The 18,343-nt window shown below is 34.7% G+C and carries 16 protein-coding genes, 1 pseudogene and 1 riboswitch; of the genes and pseudogenes, 13 read left to right on the top strand and 4 right to left on the bottom strand.

From position 1 onward, the window contains the following. Nucleotides 1–6: 6 nt before the first annotated feature. Together WC622_RS01855 and mutY are read right to left on the bottom strand one after the other, a co-directional pair. Nucleotides 7–435 carry a single-stranded DNA-binding protein gene (locus tag WC622_RS01855; protein WP_372816720.1) on the bottom strand — a complete coding sequence of 143 codons (429 nt, stop codon included), beginning with the start codon at nucleotides 433–435 and terminating at the stop codon, nucleotides 7–9. Between the two features lie 12 nt (nucleotides 436–447). Further along, complete coding sequence (mutY, locus tag WC622_RS01850; protein ID WP_372816718.1) at nucleotides 448–1,527, bottom strand: A/G-specific adenine glycosylase; 1,080 nt, start codon at nucleotides 1,525–1,527, stop codon at nucleotides 448–450. Nucleotides 1,528–1,667: 140 nt separating this feature from the next. On the opposite strand from mutY, the gene WC622_RS01845 reads away from it, so the two are divergent. The 7 genes from WC622_RS01845 to WC622_RS01815 all read left to right on the top strand — a co-directional run bounded on the left by WC622_RS01845 (nucleotide 1,668) and on the right by WC622_RS01815 (nucleotide 8,671). Continuing rightward, on the top strand, nucleotides 1,668–1,970 hold the full coding sequence (locus tag WC622_RS01845) for an HU family DNA-binding protein (protein ID WP_055133196.1): 303 nt from the start codon (nucleotides 1,668–1,670) through the stop codon (nucleotides 1,968–1,970). 6 nt (nucleotides 1,971–1,976) lie between these two features. Further along, nucleotides 1,977–2,849 carry a tetratricopeptide repeat protein gene (locus WC622_RS01840; protein ID WP_372816715.1) on the top strand — a complete coding sequence of 291 codons (873 nt, stop codon included), beginning with the start codon at nucleotides 1,977–1,979 and terminating at the stop codon, nucleotides 2,847–2,849. Between the two features lie 249 nt (nucleotides 2,850–3,098). Continuing rightward, nucleotides 3,099–4,649, top strand: a complete 1,551-nt coding sequence (locus WC622_RS01835) for a ribonuclease E/G (RefSeq protein ID WP_372816713.1) — start codon at nucleotides 3,099–3,101, stop codon at nucleotides 4,647–4,649. Between the two features lie 121 nt (nucleotides 4,650–4,770). After that, nucleotides 4,771–6,147: a DNA repair protein RadA gene (gene radA, locus WC622_RS01830; protein WP_372816711.1), complete on the top strand. Its 1,377-nt coding sequence runs from the start codon at nucleotides 4,771–4,773 to the stop codon at nucleotides 6,145–6,147. 361 nt (nucleotides 6,148–6,508) lie between these two features. Further along, complete coding sequence (locus WC622_RS01825; protein WP_372816709.1) at nucleotides 6,509–6,979, top strand: DUF4920 domain-containing protein; 471 nt, start codon at nucleotides 6,509–6,511, stop codon at nucleotides 6,977–6,979. A 181-nt stretch (nucleotides 6,980–7,160) separates the two neighbouring features. Next, on the top strand, nucleotides 7,161–7,718 hold the full coding sequence (locus WC622_RS01820) for a LemA family protein (protein ID WP_372816707.1): 558 nt from the start codon (nucleotides 7,161–7,163) through the stop codon (nucleotides 7,716–7,718). After that, nucleotides 7,718–8,671, top strand: coding sequence for a DUF3137 domain-containing protein (locus WC622_RS01815; protein WP_372816705.1), 954 nt, complete (start codon nucleotides 7,718–7,720; stop codon nucleotides 8,669–8,671). Before WC622_RS01820 ends, WC622_RS01815 begins: the two co-directional genes overlap by 1 nt. Nucleotides 8,672–8,757: 86 nt before the next feature. On the opposite strand, the pseudogene carB reads toward WC622_RS01815, so the two are convergent. After that, nucleotides 8,758–11,654, bottom strand: a pseudogene (carB, locus tag WC622_RS01810) (carbamoyl-phosphate synthase large subunit). Nucleotides 11,655–11,860: 206 nt separating this feature from the next. Then, the gene (locus WC622_RS01805) at nucleotides 11,861–12,178 is read right to left on the bottom strand and encodes a carboxypeptidase-like regulatory domain-containing protein (protein WP_372816703.1); all 318 of its coding nucleotides are present in this window, start codon (nucleotides 12,176–12,178) and stop codon (nucleotides 11,861–11,863) included. 280 nt (nucleotides 12,179–12,458) lie between these two features. Between WC622_RS01805 and WC622_RS01800 the strand changes: the two genes are divergently transcribed. From WC622_RS01800 to WC622_RS01775, 6 genes are all read left to right on the top strand, one after another. Continuing rightward, nucleotides 12,459–12,977 (top strand): hypothetical protein, encoded by a 519-nt coding sequence (locus WC622_RS01800; protein ID WP_372816701.1) that lies wholly within the window; start codon nucleotides 12,459–12,461, stop codon nucleotides 12,975–12,977. Between the two features lie 140 nt (nucleotides 12,978–13,117). Next, nucleotides 13,118–13,741, top strand: coding sequence for a nicotinamide riboside transporter PnuC (pnuC, locus tag WC622_RS01795; RefSeq protein ID WP_372816699.1), 624 nt, complete (start codon nucleotides 13,118–13,120; stop codon nucleotides 13,739–13,741). After that, a complete protein-coding gene (locus WC622_RS01790; protein ID WP_372816697.1) occupies nucleotides 13,725–14,252 on the top strand; it encodes an AAA family ATPase in 528 nt (175 codons plus the stop codon). The genes pnuC and WC622_RS01790 overlap by 17 nt, the downstream gene beginning before the upstream one ends. Before the next feature lie 61 nt (nucleotides 14,253–14,313). Beyond that, nucleotides 14,314–14,445, top strand: a riboswitch (TPP riboswitch). Nucleotides 14,446–14,500: 55 nt separating this feature from the next. Next, nucleotides 14,501–16,948: a TonB-dependent receptor gene (locus WC622_RS01785; RefSeq protein ID WP_372816695.1), complete on the top strand. Its 2,448-nt coding sequence runs from the start codon at nucleotides 14,501–14,503 to the stop codon at nucleotides 16,946–16,948. 99 nt (nucleotides 16,949–17,047) lie between these two features. Then, nucleotides 17,048–17,680, top strand: a complete 633-nt coding sequence (locus WC622_RS01780; RefSeq protein WP_372816694.1) for a thiamine phosphate synthase — start codon at nucleotides 17,048–17,050, stop codon at nucleotides 17,678–17,680. 247 nt (nucleotides 17,681–17,927) lie between these two features. Then, nucleotides 17,928–18,326 carry a group III truncated hemoglobin gene (locus tag WC622_RS01775; protein WP_372816692.1) on the top strand — a complete coding sequence of 133 codons (399 nt, stop codon included), beginning with the start codon at nucleotides 17,928–17,930 and terminating at the stop codon, nucleotides 18,324–18,326. Nucleotides 18,327–18,343: the final 17 nt, after the last annotated feature.

The following is an 18,343-nucleotide window of genomic DNA, read 5'->3' as shown; positions in this document are numbered from 1 at the left end:
TGAGCATTAAAAGGGCAAATCACCAGTTTCGTCTACTGGACTTACAAAATCATCCTCACTTTTAGGAGTGGTACCTCCATTACTTGCAGGGGTATTTTCGAAATCACTTTTTCTACCTAACATCGTAAAATTCTCTGCTACAACTTCAGTAACATACTTTTTAACTTTTTCCTTGTCTTCGAAAGATCGAGTGCGCAACTTACCTTCGATATAGACCAACTTTCCTTTTTGGAGATACTTAGAAGCAACTTCCGCCAAACCTCTCCACAGCACAATGTTGTGCCATTCAGTTTGTTCTACACGCTTGCCGTCTTTATTATACGTTTCTGAAGTAGCTAACGGAAAACTCGCTACCGTGACCCCACCTTCTAAATGCCGAACCTCTGGGTCTTTTCCCAGGTGTCCCACTAAAATAACTTTGTTAATGCCAGACATAGATATATTTGATTAGTTTTTTATATACAGGTTAATAAAATCGCTTATTACTTTAGGATGAGGTAAATCTTCAAAATCTTCAAGCAAAACAGATTTAATGTCTGTATGTAGATTAAAGTTAATAATATAATTATCTAAACCAAAAAATTGTACATATATAATTTGGTGGGTTAATAAATGCTTTTTTTGCATTTTAGGTATAATTTTAACGTTTGATCCGAATGTACTTTTTACTTTTTCAATGAAAGATTTTTCTTCAAAATCAGGCCTTTCTTCCGTCTCAATTAAAGGGAAATCATATAGATGTTGCCACACATCTCCAGGTTTACGCTGCTTTGTTAGAATTTGACCATTGTCTATTCCAACAAAGTAATTAAACCATCGTTCTCTTACTTTAAGCTTTTTTAATTTTACAGGTAAAACATCCACTTTGTGATGTTTATATGCATAACACCCTAGTTGTAAAGGGCATATATTACACGCTGGTGATTTAGGTTTACATTGTAAGGCGCCAAACTCCATAATAGCTTGGTTGTATACAGATGGTTTTTGATTTTCGATTAAACTCTGTGAAAGTTCTGAGAACAATTTTTTCCCAGTGGTAGAATTTATAGGCTCCTCAATACCAAAATATCTTGCCAATACTCTAAAAACATTACCGTCTAAAACAGCTTTAGATTGATTATTAGAGAAAGATGATATTGCCGCAGCGGTATATTCGCCAATTCCTTTCAACTGAATTAGCTTTTCGTAGTGCATCGGAAATATTCCATCGTGTATTTCCATTACTTGTTTAGCAGTAAACAACATATTTCTACCACGCGAATAATAGCCCAAACCTTGCCAAAGTTTCAATACTTGATTTTCCGTTGCCTCTGCAAAAGATTTAACCGTAGGGAAGTGTGCTAAAAATTTATTGAAGTAGGGCAATCCTTGCTCAACACGGGTTTGTTGTAAAATAATTTCTGATAACCAAATCACATACGCATCAGTAGTATTACGCCACGGAAGCTCACGTTTATTAGTTTTATACCATTTTACAATTTCATTTTGGAAGTTCATTCCTTCAAAAATACAATCAAAATATATCATTTTAACAAAACTTGCATTAACATGATAAGTTTGATTGTAAATAAATCATCTTTTATTTTCCTATCTCATTAAAAAGCAATACTTTTGCAACCCCAAAACAGTTATAATATTTAACAACAATAACTTAATAATAGAAAAATATGACTAAGGCAGATATTATTTCAGAAATATCAACAAAAACAGGAATTGAGAAAGTAGACGTACAGGAAACAGTTGAGGCGTTTTTCAAGGTGATCAAAAATAGCATGATTGGCGGAGAAAATGTTTACGTAAGAGGATTTGGTAGTTTCGTTGTAAAAAAGAGAGCACAAAAAACTGCTAGAAATATTTCTAAAAACACTGCGATTATTATTCCAGAGCATTTTGTTCCAAGCTTTAAACCAGCAAAAGTTTTTGTTGATAAAGTAAAAAACAACTCTAAAAAAGTTAAAGCAGAAGCTTAATTCATTATGTTAAACACAGTCCGTTCAAAACAAGTTTTTATAATTATTGCAATTTTATTGCTTGTTGGATTTTTGTTTACAAGAGAAATTAAGGGTTTAGTTAAACCAAAGGATGAGGCTAGTAAAATGCCAACTGAGCAGGCTACTGCAAATTCGACTACTGCACAATTAACTATTGAAGAGTTATCTGCTACTGCAAAGAACTTAGTGAGCAATGCTACATCAAAAGAGATATCCGCTTTAGAAAGCGCTTATAAAGGCGCCTCAGGAGCAGAAAAAACCACTCAAGCTAAGCAATTGGCTCAAAAATGGGATGATGTTGAGCAAGCAGCTCCTAGTGCAATGTACTTAGAAGTTGTTGCAAACGAAGAACCAACGTTAACGAATTGGTTAAATGCTGGGACACGTTTTTTAAAAGCTTTTGATAATGCTGTACAAGATAGCTTGGTTCAACCAGTTATGTTGCAAAAAGCAAATGCAGCTTTTACTAAAGCCTTAGCAATAGACTCTACGAGCAGCGATGCAAGAACTGGTTTAGGAACTACCATTGTTAATGGTTTAGGTGCACCAATGCAAGGTATAGCAATGCTATTGGATGTAGTTAAAAAAGATCCTAAGAACCTTAAAGCAAATATGCAATTAGGCATGTTCGCGATTAAATCTGGTCAATTTGATAAAGCAATTATTCGTTTTAACGATATAATTACCAATATCAAAGCTACACCAGATGCCTATTTTTATTTAGCTACTGCTAATGAAAATTTAGGTAACAACAAAGAAGCAATAGACGCTTATTTAAATAGCAAGAAATTAGCAGCTAACCCAACATTATCCAAATGGATTGATACTAAGGTAGCTGAGTTAAAGAATAAACGTTAATTAACAGAATTAATAAAAACATTAAAAACTTAAAATTATGCCAAGCGGTAAAAAAAGAAAAAGACATAAAATGGCTACGCACAAACGTAAAAAACGTTTAAGAAAAAACAGACACAAGAAAAAATAGGATTTCCCTATTAGTGTATTGATCAAAAATAAATATCTGATGATTCGGGTATTTATTTTTGGATTCAATGTTTTTTGGTCCATGTGTAATAAGGCATTAAATTGCCTTAAAATCTGTAGCTTTTGGTAAAGGAATTAATAATCGATTCGACTCCCACGGGAGTAACCATAGCTTTAATTGAAGATAAACATCTTGTAGAACTTCATAAGGAACACATTAACAACAATTACGCCGTTGGCGATATCTATTTAGGCCGCATTAAAAAAATTATGCCTGGTTTAAATGCTGCGTTTGTTGATGTAGGTTATGAGAAAGATGCATTTTTGCATTATTTCGATTTAGGTCCGCAAGTACAGTCTTTAATAAAGCTTACTAAAATTAAGCGTAACGGCACAGTTAATGGCACTTTATTAGATAATTTTAAATTAGAATCTGACATTAATAAAGCGGGTAAAATATCCGAAATCGTCAGTAAAAATTTGATCCTACCCGTTCAAATTGCTAAAGAACCTATTTCTACTAAAGGCCCTAGATTAAGCTCTGATCTTTCTATTGCAGGAAGATACATAGTTTTAGTGCCCTTTTCTAATGTAATATCGATCTCTAAAAAGATTAAGAGTAATACCGAACGTAATCGTTTAAAAAAGATTATTGAAAGTATAAAACCCAAAAATTTTGGGGTGATCATCAGAACGGTATCTGAAGGAAAAGGCGTTGCCGAATTACAAAAAGATTTATTGGATTCTGTATCTAAGTGGGAAAACTTCACAAAGAAGTTGCCCGATGCAGAACCTTCTAAACGTGTTTGGGGAGAAATGGATCGTACTTCTACCCTAATCAGAGATATTTTAAGCACCGACTTTACAAATGTTTATGTAAACGATGCAAATCTATTTGAAGATATTCGTTCTTATGTACATGAGATTTCACCAGAAATGGAGAAAATCGTTAAACATTACAAACATAAAGAACCCATTTTCGAACATTTCGGTGTAGAAAAGCAAATTAAAAATGGCTTCGGCAAAACGGTTAATCTTGCTGGCGGAGCTTATTTAGTAATAGAACATACTGAAGCTTTACATGTTATTGATGTAAACAGTGGTAATAGAACTGCAAGTAAAGAAAATCAAGAAGAAAATGCACTTCAAGTAAATAAAGAAGCTGCAAAAGAAATTGCTCGTCAATTAAGATTGAGAGATATGGGCGGTATTGTGGTAATCGATTTTATCGATATGCATAAACCAACTAATCGTAAAATGCTTTTTGATTATTTACGTGATTTGATGTTGCTTGACCGTGCTAAACACACTATTTTGCCGCCAAGCAAATTTGGATTAGTTCAAATTACTCGTCAGCGTGTTAGGCCAGAAATGAATATTGTTACGGTAGAAAAATGCCCTACATGTGATGGTACTGGAGAAATTAAAGCAAGTATTGTTTTAATGGATGACATAGAAAGTAATTTGACCTATATTTTGCAAGAGCAGAATGAAAAGAACATCACACTTTGTGTGCACCCTTATATTGAAGCTTATATTAAAAAAGGATTTCTTTCATTACAATGGAAATGGTTCTTCAAATTTGGCCAACGAATTAAGATAAGATCAGTATCTTCTTACAACTTAACGGAATTTCATTTTTTATCTTCAAAAGACGAAGAAATTAAATTATAAACAACTAATAAAACTGAGGGCCTGGTTTCTAAAAAGAAATCAGGCTTTTTTATTGTTCATAAATTTTCAAGCTTTTTCAGCTGAATAAATCTAAATTCGTAGTAACAAATCGTAAATCAAATTGGCTAAAACAAAATCAGCATATTTCTGTCAGAGTTGTGGTTATGAATCTGCAAAATGGTTGGGCAAATGTCCCTCATGTAACCAATGGAATACCTTTGTAGAGGAAATAATTGATAAAGGGGCAACTCATGTTCCAACGTGGAAATCAGCCACAGGCACACAAAGGTTAAGTAAGCCCAGCAAGGTTGAGGAGATTCAAAGCGCAAATGAAGAGAGAACCACTACAGGCGATTCAGAATTGGATCGGGTTTTAGGTGGTGGATTAGTTGCAGGTTCGGTTATTTTAATTGGTGGCGAACCTGGGATTGGTAAATCAACTTTAATGTTACAGGTTGCACTAAATGTATCTGGCAGGAAAGTATTGTATGTTTCTGGGGAGGAAAGTGAGCAGCAAATTAAAATGCGAGCAGAAAGAATTACAATCAATCCAAAAGCAGACTGCTATATTCTCACTGAGACTTCAACTCAAAATATTTTTAAGCAAATAGAGCATTTAGAGCCAGAAATTGTAATTATTGATTCTATCCAAACCTTACATTCTGCACATATTGAATCTACTCCGGGCAGTGTTTCTCAAGTTAGAGAATGTACTGCGGAACTATTGCGTTTTGCAAAGGAAACAGACACACCTGTTTTTTTAATTGGGCATATTACCAAAGATGGTGCAATTGCGGGGCCTAAAATTTTAGAGCACATGGTGGATACTGTTTTGCAATTTGAAGGAGACAGGCATCACATTTATCGGATTTTAAGATCTATTAAAAACCGTTTTGGTGCAGCTTCAGAGCTAGGAATTTATGCCATGCAAAGCAGTGGATTAAGAGAAGTTTCAAATCCATCAGAAATTCTTCTTTCACAACGAGATGAAGAATTAAGCGGAATTACAATTGGAGCAACTTTAGAGGGCGCTAGACCAATGCTAATTGAAACTCAAGCATTAGTTAGCATTGCTGCTTATGGAACTCCGCAGCGATCTGCCACAGGCTTTGATACTAAACGGATGAATATGTTGCTTGCCGTATTAGAAAAAAGATGTGGATTTAGATTGAGCGCAAAAGATGTTTTCTTAAATATTGCCGGTGGAATTAAAGTAGAGGATCCTGCGATTGATTTGGCGATCATGGCGGCGATTATTTCATCTCATGAAGATATCTTTATCTCCTCTAAGATTTGCTTTGCTGCTGAAGTTGGTTTATCTGGAGAGATTAGAGCAGTAAATCGTATAGAGCAACGCATTTCAGAAGCAGAAAAATTAGGTTTCGAAAAAATATTTATCTCAAATTACAACCTAAAAGGGTTGGTGAAGGATAAATTCAAAATACAAATAATTACCGTTAGCAAAATTGAAGAGGTTTTCTCATTACTTTTTGGGTAACTTTTTGATTTCTCTTGAGGAAATAAATTGCCCATATTATGATTATCTGGTATTATATTTCTACAGTTAAATATTAAGGCTCATCACAAAATCTTAGTCAATTAATATTTAATTAGCTATTTATCAGTTATCTATGAATATTATTTTATTTAATTTATTATTTGGACAATCTATTGCTTCTTACTTAGCATTGGTATTTTCATGATTACTAATAAATAGGGATGATTGACCCCCACTGCTTTTAAGTAGTGGGGATTTTTTTCAACCCCACATTTATAAGGAGAATATTCCTTAATTAAAAAGATTTTAAATATTTTTGTATCAGATAGATAAGAGTACATCCAAATTAAAAATAGAGAAAATGAAAAAAATTATTTTAAGCCTAGCCCTTTGTATGTTTACTGCATTTGCTTTTGCACAAGACGCAACTTCATTTGAAGGAAAATCTTTTGGTGAAGGTGTTAAAAAAGGAAATGTAATTACAACTGCAGAAGTAAATGCAAAACTTGGCAATGAAACCAAAAAAGACATGAAAGTTACTGGCTTAGTAACACTAGTTTGCCAAAAAAAGGGTTGTTTTATGAATTTAGAAGCACCAAATGGCGAGACTATTCGTGTGAATTTTAAAGATTATGCTTTTTTTATGCCTAAAGATTTAGCAGGTAAAAAAGTAGTAATTGATGGTTTTGCAGAAAGAACGGAAACATCTGTTGAAGATCTAAAACATATTGCAGAAGATGCTAAGAAACCAGCTGAAGAAATTGCAAAAATCACAAAACCTAAAAAAGAAATTGTGTTTGAAGCAAAAGGAGTCGTAATTTTGGAAGATTAGAAAGGTTCTCCTTTTTAATATTGATTGATTGAACCCTGCTCTCTCCGGAGTAGGGTTTTTTTACACAATTGATTGTTTGCAAAATTTGAAGGTTGAAATGCTGTAACGTTTTGCAAACATCCACATCCAATCTAAAAACAAAAAATTTTATGTTTATCTTACTACTTAAACACAAACAGATATGATTATAGTCGCTATCATTGCAATCGCCGTTTTAATTATTGGTATTGGGATATACAATTCCTTAATTAGTAAAAAAAATCAAGTAGCAAATGCATTTTCTGCTATAGATGTAATGCTTAAAAAACGTTTCGACTTAATTCCAAACTTAGTGGAAACTGTTAAGCAATACATGCAATACGAAGGTGATACGTTAACCAAGATCACTGAATTAAGAGGTAAAGCTTTAGGAACAAATGTTAGTGAAAGTGATAAATTAGCTTTAGATCAACAAATTGGAACTGCTGTAAAAGGCTTAATGGTAAGTGTTGAAAATTACCCTGATTTAAAAGCAAATCAAAACTTTTTAAACTTACAAAGCACTTGGACAGAGAGTGAAGAACAAATTGCAGCAGCCAGAAGAAATTATAATTCTTCAGTAACCGCTTACAATAAGGCTGTAATGATGTTCCCTGGAAATATGTTTGCGGGCATGCTGGGTTATCAACCAATAACAGTTTTAGAAACTGCTGAAGAAGAACGTAAAAACGTAAGTGCCAAAGACCTTTTCAATAATTAATGTCTACAAATTTCACGCTACCTTCGGCTGTAGAAAACGTACTTGCTGAACTAGAAATTGAACGAAAAAAAATAGTTTCTAGTAAACTACAAGGCTGGAGCTTTATTGTTTTGGGCGTTATTTGCTTTGCTTTTGGTTCAGTTTTAAGTCTAGTTATACTAGCAATTGTTGGTTTTATTATCGCAATCCCTGGTGTAATTATTTTATTCCGCATTGGTGATAATGTTTCTAATTATAAAAGACGATTTAAACAAGAAGTAATAGGTGCTGCGTTAAGTACAGTAGATAAAAGTTTAACATTGGATCCTAGCAGAGGAATTACACAATCAGAATTTACATCTTCACAGCTTTTTACAACATCTCCAGATCGTTATAGTACAGAAGATTTAATATGTGGAAATATAGGTAAAACCAGCTTCTATTTCGCGGAGGTACATGCAGAATATAAAACTGAAGTTCAGACAAAAAGTGGCAGACAGGTAACTTGGCATGACATTTTAAAAGGAATTGTATTTACAGCAGATTTCAACAAAAATTTTAATGGCGTTACTGTAGTTAGGCCGAAAGATTTTGGCAGTAAGATTGGCGCCTGGTTTTCTAAAAATGTATATTCATTTGGAGATAAAAACTTAGTGGAGCTTGAAAACGATGGCTTTAATAAAAATTTTGTAACCTATGGTACTGATCAAATTGAAGCCCGATATATTTTAACTCCAGCAATGATGGAAAAAATTAACGACCTCAATCAGCGATCGGCCTATACCATCTCTTTATCATTTATAGATACTAGAATGTATATTGCTTTCCCATTGGATAAAAATTATTTCGAACCCCCTGTTTTTAAAACCCTACTAAAACCAGATTTATTAGATGATGATATGTCTGTGTTGAACTTTATGTATGATATTGTACGGGAGCTAGATTTGAATACAAGGATTTGGACAAAACAGTAATTAAATAAAAATCCCTCAACTTTTGTTAAGGGATTTTACTTTGTTAATTAGTCTTCGACAAGCTTAGACTCACAGTATCATTTATTCTATTTTGATAAATACATCGATTTATCTTTATATAATTTACGGAATAAGGATCTTCTAAGTCTTTAATGAAACGAATGGCTTCGCCAGTTGATTTCATTTCTGGACCCAATTCTTTCGTTACTTCAGGGAATTTATCAAAAGAAAATACAGGTTCTTTAATTGCATATCCTTTTAGTTTACGAACAATGTTAAAGTCTTTTAACTTGTTTACACCTAGCATAATTCTGGCTGCGATATTAATGTAAGGCACATCATAGGCTTTTGCGATGAATGGAACTGTACGAGAAGCTCTTGGATTTGCCTCAATTACATACACCTTATCATCTTTAACCGCAAACTGAATGTTCAATAATCCGATTACATTTAAAGCTCTTGCAATTTTCTTAGAGTAGGTTTCCATATCGGAAATTACCTGTTCTGATAAGCTGAATGGAGGTAAAACTGCACTTGAATCTCCAGAGTGAATACCTGCAGGCTCAATGTGTTCCATTAAACCAACAATATGCACATCTGTTCCATCGCTAATAGAATCTGATTCGGTTTCTTCTGCTCTATCTAAGAAATGATCGATCAACACTCTGTTTCCAGGTAAATCCCCCAATAACTTAACAACCGCTTTTTCTAAATCCTCATCGTTAATTACAATACTCATTCCTTGTCCACCTAAAACATAACTTGGGCGAACTAAAACTGGGTAACCAACTTCATTTGCAACTACAATTGCTTCTTCAGCATTCTCGGCTACACCATATTTTGGATAAGGAATATCTAATTCTTTTAATAAGTCTGAGAAACGGCCACGATCTTCGGCAACATCCATATCGTTATAGGAAGTGCCTATAATTTTTATATTGTTTTCATGAAGTTTTTCAGCCATTTTAAGGGCTGTTTGTCCACCAAGTTGAACAATAACACCTACCGGATTTTCTAGCTCTATAATCTCACGAACATGTTCCCAGAAAACTGGCTCGAAGTATAATTTATCGGCCATGTTAAAGTCTGTAGATACCGTCTCAGGATTACAGTTAATCATGATGGCTTCAAAACCGCTTTCTTTAGCTGCTAATAATCCATGTACACAAGAGTAATCAAATTCTATACCTTGACCAATTCTATTTGGTCCAGAACCTAAAACAATTACTTTTTTCTTATCGGAAACTATTGATTCGTTTGTCCCTAATTCATCTCCATTTGAAAGTATTTCGTTACCAACTAAAGAGATCTGAATAGGTGCCTCTTCAAAAGTTGAATAGAAATATGGCGTTTGTGCTGCAAACTCTGCTGCACAGGTATCAACCATTTTATACACACGTTTAATACCTAATTCTTTACGGCGATTGTAAACCTCATCTTCGGTTACGTTGCCTAAAACATAGGCAATTTGTATATCAGAAAAGCCTCTTTGTTTTAGGTTGAAGAAGAAATCTTTTGGAATATTAGTTAATGAATAACGTTTAAGTTCTACTTCTAAGTTTACTAATTCTTGAATTTGAGACAAGAACCATTTATCTATTTTAGTTACTTTACGAATAGATTCTAAAGGAACGCCCATGCTCATTGCATCTTTAATTAAGAACAATCTGTTCCAACTAGGGTGCTCTAAGCCGTACATTATTTCGTCAATACTTCTGTTATGCCTACCATCTGCACCTAAACCTGCTCTACCAATCTCTAAACTTTGGGTAGCTTTTTGCAAAGCCTCAATAAAACTACGACCAATTGCCATTACCTCGCCTACAGATTTCATTTGTAAGCCTAACTCCATGTTTGCTCCTTTAAATTTATCGAAATTCCAACGTGGGATTTTTACGATAACGTAATCCAAAGTAGGCTCAAAATACGCAGAGGTAGTTTTAGTAATTTGATTTTCAATCTCATCTAAGTTGTAACCGATGGCTAGTTTAGCTGCAATTTTTGCAATTGGATAACCTGTCGCTTTACTTGCTAAGGCTGATGAACGTGAAACACGAGGGTTAATTTCAATCGCAATAATATCATCGTTATCTGGATTTACAGAGAACTGAACATTACATCCGCCAGCAAAATTACCAATGGCACGCATCATTTTTATAGCTTGATTACGCATTTCTTGGTAGCAACGATCTGATAACGTCATAGCAGGAGCTACGGTAATTGAATCTCCCGTGTGAATTCCCATTGGATCGAAATTCTCGATAGAACAAATGATGATTACATTATCGTTATTATCTCTCAACAATTCCAATTCGTATTCTTTCCAACCTAAAACTGCTTTTTCTACTAAAACTTCGTGAGTTGGAGACGCTTCTAAACCGCGTTTTAAGGCAGCATCAAAATCTTCTTTTTTGTGTACAAAGCCACCGCCAGAACCACCAAGGGTATATGATGGACGAATTACTAATGGAAAACCAATATCTTGTGCTGCTTCTTTTCCTTCTAAATAAGAGTTTGCAATTTTAGATGGAGCAACACCTACACCGATATCAACCATTAACTGGCGGAATGATTCTCTATTCTCAGTTTTCTCAATTGCAGCTACATCTACACCAATAATTCTTACACCGTGTGCTTTCCAAATACCACGTTCTTCTGCATCAACACAAAGATTTAAAGCTGTTTGACCTCCCATTGTTGGCAGTACTGCATCAATTTTAGGAAGGTTTGGGTTATTTGCATGATCCGTTAAAATCTGTTCAATCGATTCTAAAGTTAAAGGCAACAAATAAACATGATCACCAATAACTTTATCGGTCATAATGGTTGCCGGATTAGAATTGATAATGGAAACTGTAATTCCTTCGTCTTTAAGTGAAAGTGCGGCTTGTGAACCAGCATAATCAAATTCGCAAGCTTGACCAATAATAATAGGTCCCGATCCGATAATAAGTACTGAGCGTATGGAGGTATCTTTAGGCATTGTGGGGGTTTAAAAAAGTCTAAAGTAATAGTCAATTTGACTGCTAGCTGGGAGAATTCCTATGCTATAAAATGAAAATCCCAACTGCTCTGTCGGGATGCAAAGATAGGTTTTTTGAAAGAAAAAAGATGCTGTTTTTTGAAATTTATTGTAATAAAAAAAGAGGGCATCAAGCCCTCTTTTTGTTTTTAACACACAATTTATATTTATTGTTGCAATTTTATTTCTCCTAAATCTGTTGTTGCGCTATCTGTAACTGCAACATTTTCTATAGAAGCATCTTTATATGGGGCATTTGCTTTTACCCAAATGGTATAAGTGCCTTTCTTAACATTACTAAATACAAAAGCGCCATTACTAATCTGACTTTTTAAAGTGTCCGTTCCAGCAACTGCAACAACTTCTTTTGCACCCTCGGCAGGTGTTACTTTACCTTGTATTCCACCTTCTTTAATTGAGCCGAATGCAAACAATCCTAATGATAAACCTGCAACAGCTAAAAAATTTAAACTCGCTCTTTTCATACTTTTAATTTTAGTTAAACTTCTATTAATTAAGCGTAAGTTTTTTCCATCTAACGAGTTTAAATTAATGTTTAGTTTTTTATAGGTGCGTTTAAATAAACACTTTTATAACGAACTTGTTTTAAAAGATATTGCCTGCTTAACTCAAACTAAATTGAAAACTGCTTAAGAAATGCCGTTAAAGCGTCTTAAATTATAGACAGGAATCATGTCCTTAAACTATTAAAACTATTTGGAATAGCATTTGTTTAGTATACTATAATTAACAAATCACATACAGATGAAAAAGATAATCTTACCACTTATTGCTTTAGTTGTTCTCATTAGCAGTTGCGCTACAGTACAATCTATCATAAAATCAACATTTCCTTATACAGCGACATTAGTCATCCCAGCAGGTACTAAGAACAATGTTGTGCAGGTAACAACTAGTACGGCTAGCAGTTTTGATCAAATATTCGGAAACCAAAGTGGTACAGATTACATTAGAGATGTGCGAGTTACTTCTGTAAGATTAGATGCTAGCAATCCAAGTAGCCAAAACTTAGGGATATTTAAAAGCGTAAAGCTATTTTTAGGGAATGGCAGTTCAGAAGTCATGGTTGCGTCAAGAAATGATGTATCAGAAAATATTGGCAACAATCTTGTACTAGATATAGACAATTCACGTTTTGTAGATGAATATATCAAAGGAAGTAATTTGAGAATGAGGATGGAATACACGTTAAGGAATAGTTTAACGAGTGATGTGAGTGTAAGAGCGGCGATAAATTTTAGCTCATCGCCAAATACAAAATAGAACTAAAATTTCCTCAACAAGTTTGAGGATTCTTCATAAATAGTTTGTTTGGTTTATTGTCCGGTAGGGGTTGTTCCCTATCGGACTTTTTTGTTTTATACCACATACATTTTAATGGTACTATTTTATACTTTTGAAACATGTTACTATTGATTGGCGGTTTTAAAGAAAGTATATCTCAATTCATTTTTGGGACTGGGGTATTAGAATGGTGTGGAGTTTTTACAGGAATTCTCTGTGTATGGCTAGCTGCAAAAAACAACATCTGGAATTGGCCAATTGCAATAATTAGCGTACTGATTTACATTGTTATCTTTTTCGAAAGTAAGTTATATGCAGATATGGGTTTGCAATTTTACTTCTTCGCTATGAATATTTATGGTTGGTACTATTGGAGTAAACAGAGAGATAATCCAGAAAAAGAACGACCAATTAGCCTAATTACTTCAAAAGAAATTGTATTATCTAGTATTGGAATAATTGTTTTTACACTCGCCTTAGGTTTTATACTACACAAAAACACGGATGCTTCCTTCCCTTTTATAGATAGTTTTTGTACTGCTTGTAGCTTAATTGCACAGGTATTTTTAGCAAGAAAAGTATTACATAATTGGTTAATTTGGATATTCGTAGACATCATTTATGTAAGTGTGTATTTCTCTAAAGAATTATATGCAACAGGGTTAATGTACGCTTTATACGTTGTTATAGCTACTATGGGTTATATAGATTGGAGAAAAATCTACCGTGAACAAACAAATTAAAAAAATAGCAATTGTTGGCCCGGAAAGTACAGGGAAATCGACCATATCTCAACAATTGGCTAAACATTATAATGTGCCTTGGGTGCCAGAATATGCTCGTTATTATTGCGCAGCTTTAACCGCCGATTGTACTTTACAGGATGAAATTAATATGTTTCATGGTCAAGTTGCTTTAGAGGAATCTGTTTTGGCAATGGCTGGTACTGATTTTATTATATGCGATACAACTTTTGTAACAGTAAAAATTTGGAGCGATGAAATGTTAGGCGAAACACCTCAAATAGTGCTCGATGCCTTAAAAACCCGTCCATACGATTTCTATCTCTTGCTTGATATCGATTTACCTTGGCAAGAAGATCCTTTAAGAGACTTTCCGCACATGCGAGAACATTTTATGGAAATTTGGCATAAAGAACTAAAAGCACTCCATGCGCCGTATAAAGTAATTGGAGGCATAGAAAATCGTCTGCAAAACGCTATAAACGCCATAAATAATTTTCTAAAGCAATAGGTCTCAATCGTATATTTTCTAAAACTATTTCTTAATATCAATCCTTTTGCCTTACATTTGCACCATCAATAAGGGGTGCCTTGTTTTGTAAAAAACGCAAATACAGGCTGAGAACATACCCATTTTAAAGCGTAAAGCTTTAAATGCACCTGATCCAGATAATGCTGGCGTAGGGATGGTTTATGGAGTTTAACTAAAGTCGGGAGTGCCCCTACGTCGGCAGGTTTAACTAAAACAAAAAATACAAATTGAAAAAATTTAAGTTAGCAGTAATCGCTGCGCTATTGTGCCCAATCATTTCGATGGCACAATTCAACATTTCGGGTACGGTATCTGAAAAAAACAACGCCATTTTATCAGGCGCAACAATCCGATTAAAAGGTAAATCATCGGTTCTTTCTAGTAATGAAGCTGGACATTACGAGTTTAAAAATCTTCCGGCAGGTAATTACACTATAGCTGTGAGTTTTTTAGGCTATCAAAGCCAAGAGCAAACTATAAATCTAAAAGCAAATGTTGTATTAGATTTTAAATTAAACCAACTTACTTTTTTAGCTAATGAAATTGTAGTAAGCGCAACTCGAGCAGCTGTAAACTCGGCGAGTACATACAAAAACATCGATAAGGAAGCCATCGCTAAAAACAATTTCGGGCAAGATTTACCTTTCTTGTTAGATAACACACCAGGCGTTGTCATTACTTCAGATGCTGGTGCGGGTGTAGGTTATACAGGTATTCGCATCCGCGGGAGTGATGCAACTCGAGTAAATGTAACGTTAAACGGTATTCCGTACAACGATAGTGAAAGTCAAGGAACATTTTGGGTAAATATGCCAGATTTCGCTTCATCGGTAGATAATATTCAAATTCAGCGTGGAGTTGGGACTTCTACTAATGGTGCAGGCGCTTTCGGAGGAAGTTTAAATATTCAAACTACAGCAGGTGAAACCGAAGCTTATGCAGAGTTAAATAATACTTACGGATCTTTCAATACATGGAAAAATACGGTAAAAGTTGGTACGGGTTTAATTAACGATCATTGGAGTTTTGATGGCCGATTATCTCGCATCAAATCTGATGGTTTTATTGATCGTGCTGCTTCTAATCTTAAATCTTATTTCCTATCAGGAGCTTACCACGGAAAAACGGATTTACTGCGCATTAATGTGTTTTCAGGTAGCGAAAAAACATATCAGGCATGGAATGGCATACCAGAATCGCGTTTAAATGGAGATGTTGCAGGCATGAACGACTACATTTCTCGTAATGAATTAAATCCGGCAGATGCCGCCAACTTGTTAAACTCTGGTAGTAGAACCTACAACAGTTTTACGTATAAAGATCAAACTGACAACTATTGGCAAGATCATTATCAACTCCTGTACGCTAAGCAATTTAGTGATCAATTCTCTTTTAATGGTGCTTTACATTATACTGCAGGGCGAGGATATTACGAAGAATTTAAAGAAGGGCAGAAACTAGCAGACTATGGTTTACAGCCAGTAGTTGTGGGCGCTACAACCATCACCAAAACAGATTTAGTACGTAGAAGATGGTTAGACAACGACTTTTATGGTTTTACTTATGCCTTCAATTATAAGCCTGCTGCAAAATTACAATTAACTTTGGGTGGCGGATATAACGAATATAAAGGCGCTCACTTTGGACAGATTATTTACGCACAGTACGGAAGTAATGGCAACAACGACAGGCATTATTACGATAATGATGGTTTTAAAACCGACTTCAACTCTTATTTAAAAGCCAATTTTAACCCAATAGAAAAGCTGACAGTTTTTGCAGACTTACAATACCGACATATTTATTACACTGTTTTAGGAACTGAGAAAAGTCTAAATCAGTTAGATATTAAAGACAAACTTGATTTCTTTAATCCTAAAGTTGGCGCAAGTTATTTTGTTGACCCTAATGCAAATATTTACGCATCGTTTAGTGTAGCCAATAAAGAACCTGGCCGCGATGACTATGTAAATGTAGAAGCTGGAACGCTACCAAAATCTGAGCGATTAAACAATTTAGAAGCGGGTTATCGTTTCAAAAACGCTTATCTATCTGCAGGTGTAAATGTGTATGGCATGTGGTATAAAGATCAATTAGTCGTAACTGGAAAAATTAACGATGTAGGCGAATACTACCGTCAAAATGTAGACAAGAGTTACCGAGCAGGTGTAGAATTAGATGCTACTTATACCATTAATCAGCAGTTTTCTGTATTAGCAAACGCAGCTTTAAGTCGTAATAAAATTAAAAACTTTACCGAATTTGTAGATGATTATGATAATGGCGGGCAAATCGTAAACACTTACAAAAGCACCAATATTTCATTCTCGCCAAATGCTGTAATTTCTAGCGAGTTAGTGTATAGCCCAATAAAAGCATTGGCTTTAGGCTGGCAAAGTAAATATGTAGGCAAGCAATACTTAGATAACACCCAAAACGACACCCGCAAATTAAACTCATACTGGGTTAATAATGCACGTTTAGCATACGATATGCAGCTAAAAGGATTTAAAAACATCAACATCGCTTTGTTAGTTAACAATATTTTAAACAATAAATATGAAAGCAATGGCTACACTTACGGTTACTTTTACGGAGGTGCACAAACCACAGAGAATTTTTATTTCCCACAAAGTGGAACGAATTTAATGCTAAGTTTAAATTTAAAGTTTTAATCTTTTAACAAACCCGTCATTGCGAGGAACGAAGCAATCTCCTTAAACAAATTACTTCGTTCCTTTTCAATAACATTTATATAATCGACGACCTAACCAATGAAAAAATACATAGAAAAACTCCACTTCATCACCCACGATATTCCACAACATTCGCATATAGCGCAGGCACAAATAGCTTGCGAAGCAGGTGCTAAATGGATCCAATATCGGTGTTTAAGCAAAGCTGATGATGACCTATTAGCAGATATAAACACCATTGCAGAAATTTGTGATGATTGGGGTGCAACTCTAATCGTTACCAATCACATTCATTTAAAAGGTAAAGCCGATATACAGGGTTTCCACATAGAAGATATGGATGCAGATTTTATCGCCCTGCGTAAACAACTTGGCGAGGAATATACCTTAGGTGGCTCATCAAACACTATAGAAAACCTGATTAGATTAGCCAGCGAAGGCGCAGATTATGCGGGATTTGGTCCTTTTAAAGTAACTACTACTAAACCAAATAATGCGCCCTTGCTTGGCGTAAGAGGCTACGAAGATGCAATAGAAGCATTAAAAAGGGCAAACATAGACTTACCAATTTTGGCGGTTGGTGGAGTAACTTTAACAGATATACCGCAACTTTTAGCAACAGGCATTTATGGTATTGCTGCCTCATCAGCCATTAATCAAGCTACAGATATGCATGAGGCTTATTCAGGTTTTTATAAAGCTGTTATTTAATACATTTCCACAATTACTTAACACACTCGTCATTGCGTAAAACAAATAGGAGATTGCTTCTTGCCTCGCAAGACGTCCGCTTTACAACCCTTCCCAAACCTCCATTCCCAAGAACGAGGACACTCCTACTTATACTACAATCACAAAACATCACCAGCAGAAATACCAACTGGAGGTCATTTTATGATTGTAAATAAAGCATCTCAGCTACAACCGCTTATATTTGATGGTATTAAGCAATACTACTATGCAAAGCGAAAGCACAGATATTCTCAACCTTGATGACGTAAAAACATTGGTAGATGACTTTTATGGAAAAGTGAGAGACAATCAATTACTAGCCCCTGTTTTTAACAGTGTAATTAAAGATAACTGGCAGGCTCATTTAGAAAAGATGTATACCTTTTGGCAAACCATTTTATTAGAAACACCTACTTACAGTGGCAGTCCATTTTTAAAACACGCCAAACTGCCCATTGCAAAAGAACACTTTGATACCTGGATCAGCTTATTTAACCAAACCGTTGATGAACATTTTACAGGTGAAAAAGCAAGTGAGGCAAAATGGAGAGCTGCTAAAATGAGTGAAATGTTTCAATACAAACTAGATTATTACAAAAATAATCCGGCGCAACCCCTAATTTAAAATCCCGAAATAGTAAT

This window comes from Pedobacter sp., assembly GCF_041662865.1.
GTDB lineage: Bacteria > Bacteroidota > Bacteroidia > Sphingobacteriales > Sphingobacteriaceae > Pedobacter.
This window is presented reverse-complemented; position numbering and strand designations above follow the sequence as displayed.

Coding starts and splice junctions, on each gene's coding strand:
- WC622_RS01855 (WP_372816720.1), bottom strand. CDS start 435: ATGTCTGGCATTAACAAAGTTATTTTAGTGGGACACCTGGGAAAAGAC.
- WC622_RS01815 (WP_372816705.1), top strand. CDS start 7,718: ATGTCTACAAATTTCACGCTACCTTCGGCTGTAGAAAACGTACTTGCT.
- WC622_RS01825 (WP_372816709.1), top strand. CDS start 6,509: ATGAAAAAAATTATTTTAAGCCTAGCCCTTTGTATGTTTACTGCATTT.
- WC622_RS01840 (WP_372816715.1), top strand. CDS start 1,977: ATGTTAAACACAGTCCGTTCAAAACAAGTTTTTATAATTATTGCAATT.
- pnuC (WP_372816699.1), top strand. CDS start 13,118: ATGTTACTATTGATTGGCGGTTTTAAAGAAAGTATATCTCAATTCATT.
- WC622_RS01845 (WP_055133196.1), top strand. CDS start 1,668: ATGACTAAGGCAGATATTATTTCAGAAATATCAACAAAAACAGGAATT.
- WC622_RS01780 (WP_372816694.1), top strand. CDS start 17,048: ATGAAAAAATACATAGAAAAACTCCACTTCATCACCCACGATATTCCA.
- WC622_RS01800 (WP_372816701.1), top strand. CDS start 12,459: ATGAAAAAGATAATCTTACCACTTATTGCTTTAGTTGTTCTCATTAGC.
- WC622_RS01820 (WP_372816707.1), top strand. CDS start 7,161: ATGATTATAGTCGCTATCATTGCAATCGCCGTTTTAATTATTGGTATT.
- WC622_RS01805 (WP_372816703.1), bottom strand. CDS start 12,178: ATGAAAAGAGCGAGTTTAAATTTTTTAGCTGTTGCAGGTTTATCATTA.
- WC622_RS01775 (WP_372816692.1), top strand. CDS start 17,928: ATGCAAAGCGAAAGCACAGATATTCTCAACCTTGATGACGTAAAAACA.
- mutY (WP_372816718.1), bottom strand. CDS start 1,527: ATGATATATTTTGATTGTATTTTTGAAGGAATGAACTTCCAAAATGAA.